At 68.8% G+C, this 13330-nt stretch carries 12 protein-coding genes; 2 read left to right on the top strand and 10 right to left on the bottom strand.

Annotated features, from left to right (window positions below):
• Nucleotides 1–6 precede the first annotated feature (6 nt).
• The 6 genes from phnY to phnD are packed head-to-tail and all read right to left on the bottom strand — an operon-like array spanning nucleotide 7 to nucleotide 6320.
• The gene (gene phnY, locus ABSY19_RS14160) at nucleotides 7–1461 is read right to left on the bottom strand and encodes a phosphonoacetaldehyde dehydrogenase (protein WP_382152350.1); all 1455 of its coding nucleotides are present in this window, start codon (nucleotides 1459–1461) and stop codon (nucleotides 7–9) included.
• Nucleotides 1458–2558 (bottom strand): iron-containing alcohol dehydrogenase PsrA, encoded by a 1101-nt coding sequence (psrA, locus tag ABSY19_RS14155; protein WP_382152347.1) that lies wholly within the window; start codon nucleotides 2556–2558, stop codon nucleotides 1458–1460. Before psrA ends, phnY begins: the two co-directional genes overlap by 4 nt.
• Nucleotides 2559–2567: 9 nt before the next feature.
• The gene (gene phnA / locus ABSY19_RS14150) at nucleotides 2568–3815 is read right to left on the bottom strand and encodes a phosphonoacetate hydrolase (RefSeq protein ID WP_382152344.1); all 1248 of its coding nucleotides are present in this window, start codon (nucleotides 3813–3815) and stop codon (nucleotides 2568–2570) included.
• Nucleotides 3815–4633 carry a phosphonate ABC transporter, permease protein PhnE gene (gene phnE / locus ABSY19_RS14145; protein ID WP_382152341.1) on the bottom strand — a complete coding sequence of 273 codons (819 nt, stop codon included), beginning with the start codon at nucleotides 4631–4633 and terminating at the stop codon, nucleotides 3815–3817. The genes phnA and phnE overlap by 1 nt, the downstream gene beginning before the upstream one ends.
• A complete protein-coding gene (phnC, locus tag ABSY19_RS14140) occupies nucleotides 4630–5460 on the bottom strand; it encodes a phosphonate ABC transporter ATP-binding protein (protein ID WP_382152338.1) in 831 nt (276 codons plus the stop codon). Before phnC ends, phnE begins: the two co-directional genes overlap by 4 nt.
• Nucleotides 5457–6320, bottom strand: coding sequence for a phosphonate ABC transporter substrate-binding protein (gene phnD, locus ABSY19_RS14135; RefSeq protein WP_382163802.1), 864 nt, complete (start codon nucleotides 6318–6320; stop codon nucleotides 5457–5459). Before phnD ends, phnC begins: the two co-directional genes overlap by 4 nt.
• Nucleotides 6321–6550: 230 nt before the next feature.
• Between phnD and ABSY19_RS14130 the strand changes: the two genes are divergently transcribed.
• Nucleotides 6551–7456 carry a LysR substrate-binding domain-containing protein gene (locus tag ABSY19_RS14130; RefSeq protein ID WP_382152335.1) on the top strand — a complete coding sequence of 302 codons (906 nt, stop codon included), beginning with the start codon at nucleotides 6551–6553 and terminating at the stop codon, nucleotides 7454–7456.
• A gap of 7 nt (nucleotides 7457–7463) precedes the next feature.
• Here ABSY19_RS14130 and ABSY19_RS14125 read toward each other — a convergent pair whose 3' ends face one another.
• Together ABSY19_RS14125 and ABSY19_RS14120 are read right to left on the bottom strand one after the other, a co-directional pair.
• Nucleotides 7464–8483, bottom strand: a complete 1020-nt coding sequence (locus tag ABSY19_RS14125; protein WP_382152332.1) for a zinc-binding alcohol dehydrogenase family protein — start codon at nucleotides 8481–8483, stop codon at nucleotides 7464–7466.
• A gap of 38 nt (nucleotides 8484–8521) precedes the next feature.
• On the bottom strand, nucleotides 8522–9616 hold the full coding sequence (locus tag ABSY19_RS14120; RefSeq protein WP_382152330.1) for an alkene reductase: 1095 nt from the start codon (nucleotides 9614–9616) through the stop codon (nucleotides 8522–8524).
• Between the two features lie 104 nt (nucleotides 9617–9720).
• Here ABSY19_RS14120 and ABSY19_RS14115 point away from each other — a divergent pair, with 104 nt between their 5' ends.
• The gene (locus ABSY19_RS14115) at nucleotides 9721–10638 is read left to right on the top strand and encodes a LysR substrate-binding domain-containing protein (RefSeq protein ID WP_382152327.1); all 918 of its coding nucleotides are present in this window, start codon (nucleotides 9721–9723) and stop codon (nucleotides 10636–10638) included.
• On the opposite strand, the gene ABSY19_RS14110 is transcribed toward ABSY19_RS14115, so the two are convergent.
• Both ABSY19_RS14110 and ABSY19_RS14105 read right to left on the bottom strand, forming a co-directional pair.
• Nucleotides 10635–12176 carry an AMP-binding protein gene (locus ABSY19_RS14110; protein ID WP_382152324.1) on the bottom strand — a complete coding sequence of 514 codons (1542 nt, stop codon included), beginning with the start codon at nucleotides 12174–12176 and terminating at the stop codon, nucleotides 10635–10637. The genes ABSY19_RS14115 and ABSY19_RS14110 overlap by 4 nt on opposite strands.
• A 13-nt stretch (nucleotides 12177–12189) precedes the next feature.
• Complete coding sequence (locus ABSY19_RS14105; RefSeq protein ID WP_382152321.1) at nucleotides 12190–13326, bottom strand: DUF5938 domain-containing protein; 1137 nt, start codon at nucleotides 13324–13326, stop codon at nucleotides 12190–12192.
• Between the last annotated feature and the right edge of the window lie 4 nt (nucleotides 13327–13330).

Below are 13330 nucleotides of genomic sequence, written 5' to 3'. Positions count from 1 at the left end.
CCCGGTTCACCAGGGCAGGGTGAAGGTCTTGCCGTTGCAGAAGGACTTCATGGCCTCCTGCACGCCTTCCTTGTAGCCCAGGCCGGAGTCCTTGATGCCGCCGAAGGGCGTGAGTTCGATGCGATAGCCCGGCACTTCCCACACATTCACCGTGCCCACCACCAGCTCTTTCGCGAAGCGGGTGGCGTGGTCCATGCGGTTGGTGCAGATGCCGGACGAGAGACCGTAGGCCGTGCCGTTGGAGATGCGGATGGCTTCGTCGATGTCGCGGAAGGTGATGATGGGCGAGACCGGGCCGAAGGTTTCCTCGCGCACGACGGTCATCTCGGGCCGCACGTTGTCGAGCACGGTCGGTGCGTAGAGCGCGCCCTCGCGCTCGTTGCCGGTGAGCAGGCGTGCGCCCTGCGACACGGCTTCGTTCACCAGGGCCTGGAAGCGCTCGGCGGCCTGGGCGTCGATCACGGTGCCCATGTCCATCGCGCCGTCCATGGGGTCGCCGTGCTGCCAGCGGCGGGTCTTCTCCACCACGAGCTCGGTGAACTCGGCCGCCACCGAGGCCTGCACCAGCATGCGCTTGACCGCGGTGCAGCGCTGGCCCGAGTTCTTGTACGAGCCCTGCACCGCGAGGTCGGAGGCCTTGTCGAGGTCGGCGTCCTCCATCACGATCAGCGGGTCGTTGCCACCGAGTTCGAGCACGATGCGGCGGTAGCCGGCCTTCTGCGCGATGTATTTGCCGATCGGCACCCCGCCGGTGAAGGTGATCAGGTCCACGTGCTCGTTGACCAGCATCTCGTCGGCGATCTCGCGCGGGTCACCGGTGATCACCTGGAACATCTCGGGCGGCAGGCCGGCCTCGTACAGGATGTCGGCCAGGAAGTAGGCCGAGAGCGGCACCTTCTCGGAGGGCTTGAGCACCATGCGGTTGTTGGTCGCGATGCTGGGCACCACCTTGTGCGCCACCTGGTTCATGGGGTGGTTGAACGGGGTGATGGCGGTGATCACGCCCTGCAGCGGCTCGCGCATGGTGATGACCTTGCGCTTCTTGCCGTGCGGCGTGAGGTCGCAGGAGAACACCTGGCCGTCGTCGCGCAGCGCCTCGTTGGCGCCGAACACCAGCACGTCGGCCACGCGGCCGATTTCGTACATCGAGTCCTTCTTGCACAGGCCCGACTCCAGCGTGATCAGCGTGGAGGCTTCCTCGGCGCGCGCGCGCAGCAGCGCCGAGGCCTTCTGCAGGATGCTGGAGCGCTCGTAGCGCGTGAGCTGGGCCTGGTAGGCGTGGGCGATGTGGTACGCGCGGCGCACGTCGTCCAGCGTGGCCAGGGGCACGGTGCCCACGCGCTCGCGGTTGTAGGGGTTGATCACGTCGAGCGTGCGTTCGCGCGCGATGCGCTCGCCGCCGATGCGCAGCGCCTCGGCGCGGAAGTGTTCGCTGTCGCGCAAGGGGTTGCGTGCGTTCATGCCAGGGTCTCCTCGGCGCTGCCAATGAAATTCTTGCCGCGCGCGCCACCCTGGGCGTGCAGCACCATCTGTTCGGCTTCTTCGTCGCTCACGCCGTAGTCGCAGAAGCGCGTGCCGACGCCGAACTGTTCGATGAAGCGCGCCAGGCGCACGGGGGCGCTGGACAGCGGCCCGCCCAGCGCCTGCTCGAGCACGGCGTCGCGGTCGGCCCGGCGGCCGATGGCGCGCGCCAGCACCATGGGCAAGGGGAAGGAGCAGGCGATGCCGTGCGGCAGGCCGTAGCGCAGCGTCATCTCGTAGGAGATGGAGTGCGCCAGCGCCGTCTTGGTGTTGGAGAACGCCATGCCGGCCTTGAGCGCGGCCAGCGCCATGCGACCGCGCAGCTCCAGGTTGCCCAGCTCGCGCATCAGGCGCGGCAACACGTCGAGGATGTCTCTCACCGCCGAGATCGCGAACGCGTCGGAGATCGGGTTGGCGTTGACGTTCCAGATCGATTCGAGCGCGTGCGACAAGGCATCGAGGCCGCTCTGCAGCGTCACCGCGGGCGGCAGCGAGAGCATCAGTTCGGGGTCGATGAGGGCCGCCGTGGGCCAGGTCTGCGGCAGGTGCAGCGAGTACTTCTTCTGGCTTTCCCGGTCCCAGATGGTGGCCCAGGGCGTGACCTCGCTGCCGGTGCCGGCGGTGGTGGGCACGGCAATCAGGGTCTTGACCGCGTGCGGCGTGAAGGCCGCGCCGGTGGCCAGCAGGTCCACCAGTTCCTGGAAGCGGCCGCTGGCGGTGCCGACCATGAGGGCCTTGGCGGTGTCGATCGCGCTGCCGCCACCGACGGCCACGATGACCTCCACGTCGGCGTGGTCGCGCCAGAAGGCCTCGTGCGTCGCCGCGAGTTCGGCCACGTCGGGGTTGGGCAGCACCTGGTCGATCACGCAGGCCAGCTGCGCGCCGAGCACGCCCTCCAGCCGGGCCAGCAGGCCGAGCTGGCGCGCCTCGGGGAAGGTCACCAGGGCGGCCTTGCGGCCCCCCAGCAGCTTCGGCAGAGACAACAGGGCCCCTGGCCCGTACACGCTGTGCACGGGATTGAAGTAGTTCGCGGTCATGGAAAGCCTTCAGGCGGTCGTGAGCACGGCGTGGTTGAGCGCCAGGTCGAAGATGTCGAAGTTGCGCAGCCGGCGCCCGGGGAGCAGGCCTTGCAGCTTCCGGTTGAACAGCAGCGGCACCTTCTGTTCGGACAGGCCGCCGTGCGAGCGCAGCGGCACGGTCAGGCCGCTGAGGTCGTGTTCGGCGGCGCGCGTGCCCAGCACGGTGAGGTGGTCGGAGATCACCACCAGGTCGCCGATGCGGTCGGGTGGCAGCTCGAAGCGTTCGGCGGCCTCGTCGCGCGTGAGCACGGCTTCGATGCCGTCGTGGCTCATGAGGGCGCTGGCGATGGTGCGGGCGTTCGCGCCGCGCGGCAGGTAGACGGTGGCGAAGGAGCCGAGCGCGCCGTGGTGCACCACGTAGGGGTCGGTGATGGGCAGGATCACGCGGCTGCCACCGGCCCCGGCGGTCTCGTCCAGCACCTCCTGCAGGAAGACGATGCGCGGCTGGCCGGCGGCGTCGGTCTTGGGGCTCATGCCGTGGTCGGCGGTGAGCGCGATCACCGCACCAAGCGCGTCGAGCTGGGCCAGGTAACCGTCCATCATGGCGTAGAAGTCGTTCGCGCCCTGGGTGCCGGGCGCGCACTTGTGCTGCACGTAGTCGGTGGTGGAGAGGTACATCAGGTCGGGCCGGCGCGCCTCCAGCAGCTTCACACCGGCGGCGAACACGAACTCGCTCAGGTCGGCGCTGTAGACCGAGGGCACGGGCTTGCCCACGAGCTCGAGCACGCGGTCGATGCCGCTGTCGGCCACGGTGGCCTTGTCGGCCTTCTCGGCCGAGAAGCAGATGCCGCCTTCGAGCTGGTGGCCCAGCAGGGTGCGCAGCTTGTCCTTGGCGGTGACCACGGCCACGCTCGCACCGGCCCGGGAGAACGCGGCCAGCAGCGTCTCGGCCCGCAGGTAGGCCGGGTCGTTCATCATCACTTCCTTGCCCAGCGCGGTGTCGAGGAAGTAGTTGCCGCAGATGCCGTGCACCGAGGGTGGCGCGCCGGTGACGATGGACAGGTTGTTCGGGTTGGTGAAGCTGGGGACCACGCAGTCGCCGACCAGCGAGGTGCCCTTGGCCAGCATCTTTTTCAGAAAGGGTGCCACGCCGGCCTGGATGGCCTGCGTGATGTAGTCGGGCTCGCAGCCATCGACACACACCACCACCACCGGCTGCGCCGGCTTGTTGTACTCGCGATCATTGACCTTGAGTTTGAATTGGTCCGGGGCCATCAACGTGCTCCTTGTTGGATCCAAGCGCGAAGCTTGCTGGAAACGTAATCGGCGGTCATGACCATGGCCACGATCACGAGAATGCAGGTGGCCGTGTCCTGGTACTGGAACAGCTTCATGCTGCCCACCAGTTCGAAGCCGATGCCGCCCGCGCCCACCATGCCCAGCACGGTGGCCTGGCGCAGGTTGGTCTCGAAGCGGTAGAGGATGACGGCGATCCAGGTCGTGACCACCTGCGGCAGCACGCCGAAGATGATGATCTGGATCGGGCCCGCGCCGGTGGAGCGCAGGGCTTCGATCGGGCCCTGGTCGATGTCTTCGATGGACTCGGCGAAGAACTTGCCCAGCATGCCGGCGCCGTGCAAGGCGAGGGCCAACACACCGGGGAACGGGCCCAGGCCGACGGCGGCGACGAAGATCAGCGCGAGGATGATCTCGTTGATGCCGCGCATGATGTTGAGCACCTGGCGCATGAAGTGGAACACCACGGGGTGCGGCGAGAGGTTGCGCGCGGCCAGGAAACACACCGGCACCGCGAGCACGAGGGCCAGCAGCGTGCCCCAGATCGCGATCTGCACGGTCTCGATGGCGGGCGTGACCAGCTTGGACGCGAATTCCCAGTTTGGGGGGAACATGCGCGAGAGGAAGTCGCCGATCCAGGGCGCGCCCTTGACCAGTTCGCTGAAGCTGACCTGGCTGCCGATGGCGGCCCACCAGATGACGGCGAGCAGGGCCAGGCCGGTGACGGCGTATTTCCACCAGCCGTCGTTGCCGCCGCTCTTGGCGACGAGCAGGTTGTAGCGTCCGATGCCGATCATGGTTGCTCCAAAGCCAGTTGGGGAGCGGCGTGCGCCGCGACAGGGGACGGCACGGCCACCGAGGCCGCCGGTGCGTCGGGTGGGGTGGGGCCTTCGAGGCCGCCGGGGTAGATGCGCTGCAGCACCTCGTCGGTGAGTTCGTCGGGCCGGCCCTCGAACACGATGCGCCCGCCGGCCACACCGATCACGCGCTGGCCGAACTCGCGCGCGTAGTCCACCTGGTGCAGGTTGCAGATCACGGTGATGCCGGAGTCGCGGCTGGCCTGCTGCAGGTAACGCAGCACCTTGCGCGAGGTCTTGGGGTCCAGGCTGGCCACGGGCTCGTCGGCCAGGATCACCTTGGGGTGCTGCGCCAGGGCGCGGGCGATGCCCACGCGCTGCTTCTGCCCGCCCGAGAGGGTGTCGGTGCGCACGTCGGCCTTGTGCTCGAGCTCGACGCGGCGCAGGCATTCGCGCGCGGCGTCGATGTCCTCGCGAGGGAACAGCTGGAACCACGACATCAGCGCGGGCATGGAGCCCAGGCGGCCGGTGAGCACGTTCTTCAGCACCGAGAGGCGCGGCACCACGTTGTAGTGCTGGAAGATCATGGCCACGTCGCGGCGCACCTTGCGCAGGCCGGCGCGGTCGCCGCGCGAGAGCTCGCCGTCCACCCGGATCTCGCCGCCCGAGGGCTCGGCGAGGTGGTTGATGCAGCGCAGCAGCGTGGACTTGCCCGCGCCCGAGGCGCCCAGGATCACGACGAACTCGCCCTTGGCCACGCTCAGGCTGACGTCGTGCAAGGCCACGAAGTCGCCGTAGCGCTTGGTGAGGTTGCGGATCTCGATCATTTCATCTTCCTCAGATCGAGGTTGAGCAGCTTGGCGGTGTCGCGGATCACGTTGTAGGCCGCGTCGTTGGTGGGGTGGAAACCGTTGAGCTGGCCCTGGTCGGACCAGGGGATGTCCTTGACCTGCAGGAAGGCGGCCTGCACGCGCTTCTTGAGGTCGGCCGGCAGGTCGGTGCGCCACACGGTGGGCGACTCGGGGATGGGGTCGGACTTCCACACCTCGACCAGGTCCTCGCGCTTGGCCAGGCCCTTGGCGATGGCCGCGTCCAGGATGCGGTCGGCGATGGCGGCGGCGTCCACCTTCTTGTTCTGCACGGCGATCGCGCTGGAGTCGTGCGAGCCCGAGAAGATCACGCGGCCGAAGTCCTTGTCGGTGTCGAAGCCGGCCTTCATGAGACCGGCCTTGGGGAACAGGTGGCCCGAGGTGGAGCTGGGGTCGACGAAGGCGAAGGTCTTGCCCTTCAAGTCGGCCACGGTCCTGATGCCGCTGTCCTTGTGCGCGATCACCTGGCTGTGATAGAACGTGCGCCCGGCCTTCTTGGTTTCGGCCACGGCGAAGGCCTCGATGGGCGCGATGGTGGCGCCGAGCACGTACGAGAACGGGCCGAGGTAGGCCACGTCCAGGCGCTTGGAGCGCAGCGCCTCGATCACGCCGTTGTAGTCGGCCGCCACGAAGGGCTTGACCGGCATGCCCAGCGCGGCGGACAGCATGTCCATCATCTTCTGGCTGTTGGCGATCATGGCGCGGGAGTCTTCCGACGGGATCAGGCCGACGGTGAGCACCTGCTGCGAGCGGGCGGGGAAGGCGATCGTGCCGGCCACGGTGGCGGCGGTGCCGATCAGCACCTTTCTGCGATTCATCATGAGCTTGTCTCCGGGGGTTTTTAGGGGCATGAAAATTCTCCATCTTCGACTGAGCGGACTTGCCCGGCTTGGAGTTTTTCAGCCGGGTGTGACGCGCCTGTGACAACGATGAAAAATCACGAGCGTCCGGTGGTTCTGTCGACTCCTGCACCGCTCTGGACGCAGTAAACCACCGCCGTTCAGCCGAGACCAATTCAAAGATTGGCGGAGTTCTATACAATTTTTCTATGCGACTGACCCAGCTTCGATCCTTCTACGCCGTGGCCCGCATGGGCAGTTTCACCAAGGCCGCGGAGCACCTGCACGTGAGCCAGCCCACCATCACCACGCAGGTGCGCTTTCTCGAGGAGAGCTACAAGGTGGAGCTGTTCCACCGCAGCGGCCGCCGCGTGCAGCTCACGCAGCTGGGCGAACAGCTGATGCAGCTGGCGCAGAACATCTTCAGCCTGGAGGGCGACGCGGTGAGCCTGCTGCGCGACGCGGGCGAGCTGCGCACCGGCCAGCTGCGCGTGGCGGCCGTGGGGCCGTACCACGTGACGAAGATGCTGGCGGACTTCAGCCAGCACTACCCGGCCATCAAGGTCAGCGTGAGCACCGGCAACTCGCAGGACGTGCTGGACCGCCTGCTCGACTACCGCGCCGACGTGGGCGTGCTCGCGCAGCTGGTGAAGGACGACCGTTTCCTCTCGGTGCCGTTCAGCCGCCACCCCGTGGGCATCTTCACCTCCAGCGAGCACCGCTTCGCGCGGCGCCGCAGCATCCGGCTGGCCGAACTGCAGGGCGAGCGCATGATCCTGCGCGAGCAGGGTTCGACCACGCGCAAGGCGCTGGAGCTGGCCTTGCACAAGGCCGGCGTGGAGCCCGAGGTGGTGATGGAGATCAGCAGCCGCGAGGTGATCCGCGAGGCCGTGTCGCAGGACATCGGCATCGCCGCGGTGTCCACGGTGGAGTTCGTGCCCGGCCCGGGCCTGCACCTGGTGAGCGTCAGCGATGCGGACATCTACACCTACGCGCACGTGCTGTGCCTGGCCGAGCGGCGCAGCGCGCGCATGGTGCACGCGTTTTTCGAGACGGTGTCACCGCCCGCCGACGCCGCGCCCCGCGCGGCGCGAAAGAAGGTGGCCAAGCGCTAGGCAAGCCTCAGGCCCAGCCTTCGAGCACCACCTTGCCGCGCGCCTTGCCCGATTCGATCAGGGCGCGGGCGCGCTTCAGGTTGGCGGCGTTGATGGGGCCGAAGTGCTCGGCCAGCGTGGTGCGGATCAGGCCGGCATCGACCAGCGCGGCCACCTCGTTGAGCAGGCGGTGCTGGCCGACCATGTCGGCCGTGCCGAACAGCGCGCGCGTGAACATCAGCTCCCAGTGCACCGAGACCGACTTGCGCTTGAACTTGGTCACGTCCAGCGAGGCCGGGTCGTCGATCAGGCCGAACTGGCCCTGCGGCGCGATGGCCTCGACGATCTGATCGAAGTGCGCGTCGGTCTGCGTGAGGCTCACGATGTGGTCCACCTGGGGAAAGCCGATGCGCTTGAGCTCTTGCGCAATGGGCCGGCCGTGGTCGATCACGTGGTGCGCGCCCAGCTCTTTCACCCAGGCCTGCGTCTGGGGCCGCGAGGCGGTGCCGATGACGGTGAGGCTGGTCAGGCGCGTGGCCAATTGCGTGAGGATGGAGCCCACGCCGCCCGAGGCGCCGATGATGAGCAGCGTTTTCGCGCTGGGCGCCTTGCCCGGGGCTATGCCCAGGCGGTCGAACAGCATTTCCCAGGCGGTGATGGCGGTCAGCGGCAGCGCGGCGGCCTGCGCGAAGTCGAGCGACGTCGGCATGTGGCCGACGATGCGCTCGTCCACCCGGTGCAGTTCGCTGTTGGTGCCCGGGCGCGCGATGGAGCCGGCGTACCAGACGCGGTCGCCCGGCTGGAACAGCGTGACCTCCGGGCCCACGGCCTTGACGATGCCGCTGGCGTCCCAGCCCAGCACCTTCCAGGCCTCGCCCTCGGCCGGCGCGCCGCTCTTGCGCACCTTGGTGTCCACCGGGTTGACCGACACGGCTTTCACCTCGACCAGCAGGTCGCGGCCCGTGGCCACGGGTTCGGGCAGGGTGATGTCGATCAACGAGTCGGGTTCGCTGATGGCCTGGGGCTTCTGGTATCCAACGGCTTTCATGGGGTGCTTTCCAAATAGAAGAACAAGAGAACAGGAACTCAGGCGGCGGCGGTGGCGTAGTCCGTGTAGCCGCGCGCGCCGCCGCCGAACAGCGTCGTCGGATCGAGCTCGGCCAGCGGCAGCTTGGCGGCGAGTCGCGCCGGCAGGTCGGGGTTGGCGATGAAGGGCCGGCCGAAGGCCACCAGGTCGGCCAGGCCTTCCTTCAGGATGGCATCGGCGCGCTGGGCGTCGTACTTGCCCGCGACGATCACGCGGCCCTGGTAGGCTCGGCGCAGCTCGCGGCGGAACGCCTCGGGCACCTGGCGCGCGTCGTCCCAGTCGGCCTCGGCCAGGTGGATGTAGGCCAGGCCGATCTCGTCGAGCTGTTTGGCCAGGTGCAGGATGGTGGGCACGATCTCGGGGCAGTCCATGTTGCGCTGGGTGATGTAGGGCGCCAGCCGCATGCCGGTGCGCTCCGCGCCGGCTTCGCTTGCCACGGCGGCGGCCACCTCGGCAGCGAAGCGCGTGCGCTGCGCCATGCCACCGCCGTAGGCGTCGGTGCGGTGGTTCGAGCTGGTGCGCAGGAACTGGTCGATCAGGTAGCCGTTGGCGCCGTGGATCTCCACGCCGTCGAAGCCGGCGCGCATGGCGTTGGCGGCGGCGCGGCGGTAGTCACCGATCGTGGCCTGGATGTCCTGCAGCGTCATGGCGCGCGGCACCGGGGCATCCACCATGCGGCCCACGCCGTCCTCGCCCATCACCCAGACCTTGGCGTCGGGCGAGAGGGCCGAGGGCGCCACCGGCAGGCCGTCGGCGTGGAAGCTGGCGTGCGACATGCGGCCCACGTGCCACAGCTGCAGCACCATGCGCCCGCCGGCCGCGTGCACCGCGTCGGTCACGCGGCGCCAGCCGTCCACCTGGGCCTCACTGTGGATGCCGGGCGTGAAGCTGTAGCCCTGGCCCTGCGGCGAGATCTGGGTGGCTTCGGACACGATCAGGCCGGCGCTGGCGCGCTGCGCGTAGTAGCGGGCCATGAGTTCGTTGGGCACGTTGCCGGGCTGGCTGCTGCGGCTGCGCGTGAGCGGCGCCATCACCAGGCGGTTGGGCAGGTGCAGCGGGCCGAGTTCGAGGGGGCGGAACAGGGGGGAGGTCATGGCGGGCTTTCGGTGAAGTGGGAATGGACAGCATGGTCTCGCGATCCATTCATTTGAAAAACCACCTGGTCTTTGAATCCATCTTCAAGCAGAATTTGAAAATCATGAAAGCCCTGCAGGACCTGGACATCTTCGTGCGCACCGTCGACAGCGGCAGCCTGTCGGCCACGGCGCGCGCGCTCGACCTCACGCCGGCCGCCACCAGCGCCGCGCTCAAGCGGCTGGAGGCCGAACTGGGCGCGCCGCTGTTCGTGCGCTCCACGCGCAGCCTGCGGCTCACGCAACAGGGCGAGCGCTTCCTCGAACAGTGCCGCCCGGCGCTGGAGGCGCTGCAGCAGGCGAGCCAGCAGATCGGCGCGGGCGAACAGGCCTTGCGCGGCGTGCTGCAGCTCGCCGCGCCGTCCGACCTGGGCCGCAACCTGCTGCTGCCCTGGCTCAATCAGTTCCAGGACACGCACCCGCAGGTGGACATCCGCCTGCTGCTGTCGGACAGCATCGCCAACGTCTACAGCAGCCCGGTGGATGCGGCCTTCCGTTATGGCAAACCGCCGGACTCCAACCTCGTGGCCCTGCCGCTGGCGGCCTCGCACCGGCGCGTGCTGTGCGCCTCGCCGGCCTACCTGGCGCGGCACGGCGCGCCCGCGACGCCGCACGAGCTGACCGGGCACGACTGCCTGTGCTTCATGCTCCACGACGAGGTGCACGACCGCTGGCGCTTCTCGCGCGGGGACGCCAGCCCGGAGATCACCGTGCGCGTGAAAAGCGTCAACGTGTCCAACGACGGCGACGCGGTGCGGCGCTGGGCCCTGCTGGGCAAGGGCATCGCCTACAAGTCGTTCTTCGACGTGGCCGACGACCTGGCGCAGGGCCGCCTGCAGGCCCTGTGCACCGACTGGACCACCGAGGCCGTGCCGCTGTTCCTCGTGATGCCCAGCCGGCGCCAGCTCACGCCGCTGGTGCGCTGCCTGCGCGACTTCATCGCCGAGCGCACCGCGCCTTTGCTCGCTCAGGCGCCGGCTTAGCGCCCCATGCGCGCCAGCAGCTCGGCGCGGATGTCCTTCTTCATCACCTTGCCGACCTTGGAGCGCGGCAGGTCGGGCCAGACCTCGACCCGCTTGGGCGCCTTCACGCTGCCGATGCGCGCCTTCACGAAGGCGATGATCTCCTCGGGCACGAGCGCGCGACCCGCGTGCGGCTGCAGCACCGCCACCACCGCCTCGCCCCACTTCTCGTCGGGCAGGCCGATCACGGCGCTGTCCTGCACGTCGGGGTGCTGCATCAGCGCCTGCTCGACCTCGACCGAGTAGACGTTGAAGCCGCCGGTGATGATCATGTCCTTGGCGCGGTCGACGATGTAGAGGAAACCGTCCGCGTCCAGCCGGCCGATGTCGCCGGTGTGGTGCCAGCCGAAGCGGCCGGCCTCGGCCGTGGCTTTCGGATCCTGGTAGTAGCCCATCATCACCAGCGAGCTGCGCACCACGATCTCGCCGGTCCCGCCCGGGGGCAGCAGCACGCCTTCGCTGTCCATGGTCGCCACCTGCACCAGCGGGCCGGGCCGCCCGGCGGACGAGAGGCGCTCGCGCGCCACGCTGCCGTCGGCGTGGAAGTGTTCGCGCGGCGACATCATGGAAATCATCATCGGCGCCTCGGTCTGGCCGAAGAGCTGCGCCATCACCGGGCCGATCTTGCTCAAGGCTTCTTCCAGCCGCGCGGCCGAGATCGGCGCGGCGCCGTACCAGAAGCACTGCAGCGAATCGAGCTTCGTCGTCGCCAGCCGCTCGTGCTGCAGCAGCATGTAGATCAGCGTGGGCGGCAGGAAGGTGTGGGTGACGCGGTGGCGCTCGATCAGCGACAGGAACTCGCCCAGGTCGGGCTTGGGCATGATGACCACGCGCCCGCCCAGCGCCATCACCGGCAGGCACAACACGCCGGCCGCGTGCGTGAGCGGCGCGAGCGCGAGGTAGGTGGGCCGGCCGTCGAACGGGTAACCCATGAGCGTGAGCGCGCTCATGGTCTCCAGGTTGCGGCCCGAGAGCATCACGCCCTTCGGGCTGCCGGTGGTGCCGCCGGTGCCCGCGATCATGGCCAGGTCGTCCACCGGGAGCACCTCCACCGGCTCGTCGCTGGTGCCGTCGGCCCATTGCGCCCAGGAGGGCGCGAAGGGCAGCACGGCGTCGAGGCACACGTACACGCGCACCTTGGGCAGCTGCGCGCGCATCTGCTCGACCATGGGCGCGTAGGCGCTGTGGAAGATCAGGCAGCTGCAGTCGAAGGCGTCGAGCACGTGGCGGTTTTCCGAGGCCTCGTTGCGCGGGTTCACCGGGCACCACACGGCGCCCGCGCGCGAGATGCCGAACACGCAGGCAAAGGCCAGCGCGTCGTTGCCGGAGAGCACCGCCACCTTGGCGCCGGGGTCGATGCCGGTGCGCGCCAGCGCGCGCGCCACGCGGTGGCTGATGCGCCGCACGTCGTCGTAGCTCAGGTCCATGCCACCCATCGAGAGACAGGGCGCGTCCGGGCCGAGCATGGCCCCCTTGTCGAGGTAGTCGATCAGTCGCATGGAGGGGCCCGTTTCACACGTGCACGGTCAGCACCGGGGCCTGCACCAGGCCGAAGCCGCGCAACGCACCGAGCAGCTCGTGGTGGCCGAAGGCCTGGCAGCCCGAGGCGAAACCCACGCGCTTCGGTGGCTGCTGCAGCAGCCAGTTGGCGGCGAAGGCCTGCATCATCCCGGTCTGCTTGTAGTTGCAGTTGCCGAAGATGACGCAGTGCGCGCGACCCAGCGGGCCCGAGGCGTGCACCGAGTCGACCGACTTGTTGATGCGCGGGTTCTCGCGCGGCGGCATGGTGTTCATCACGCCGGCCGCGGTCTGCGCGAGCGCGGCGTAGCGGTCGTCGGGGTTCATGTCCTTGGTGGCTTCCAGCGCGGCGGCCACGATCAGCGGCACGCCCTGCATCAGCGGCTTGTTGAACACGCCGCCGAGCACCTTCACGTTGGCCACGCGCGGATCGCGCTTGAACCACACCGGGTGCGAGGTGCCGCCCCAGGGCAGGGCCAGCGCCATCTCGTGCTGGCCGGGAATCGCCAGCTGGTAGAGCCCGGCGTCGGGCTGCCATTCGACGAACTGGTTCTGCTGCAGGTGGTAGGCCTTGGCCATGGCGGCATTGACCAGGATGGTCTGCGTGGACGCGATGGTCGGGCTGCCGCCCCAGAACACCGCGATGTCCAGCGTGTCCAGGCCCGGCGTCTCCAGGCAGAGCTGCGCAGCGATCTCGCCGGTGGTGTACATCTGCGCCAGGCCGGGCGAGAGCAGCAGGCCGGCGTTGGCGAACTTCTCGCCGTACTGCTCGTCCAGCGTGATCAGCCAGTCCTGCTCGCCGGTGGTGTCGGTGTAGTGGCACTTCGCGGCCAGGCAGGCCTGCACCACCTCGGGGCCGAACTTCGCGAACGGGCCGACGGTGTTGAGCACCACCGAGGCGCCCTTGAAGAGCTCGGTGAGCGCCTTGACCGAGTGATCGACCTCCACCACCTCGAAGCTCGCGGTCTCGATGCCGGGCACGTTGGCCTGCATGGCGGCGTTGAGCTTGTCGGCGCTGCGGCCGGCGGCGATGAAGGGGATGTTGTACTCGCGCAGGTACTCGCAGACCAGGCGGCCGGTGTAGCCGGAGGCGCCGTAGACGATGACGGGTTTCTTGCTGGTTTTGCTCATGGTG

This window comes from Hydrogenophaga sp. ANAO-22, assembly GCF_042466645.1.
GTDB lineage: Bacteria > Pseudomonadota > Gammaproteobacteria > Burkholderiales > Burkholderiaceae_C > Hydrogenophaga.
This window is presented reverse-complemented; position numbering and strand designations above follow the sequence as displayed.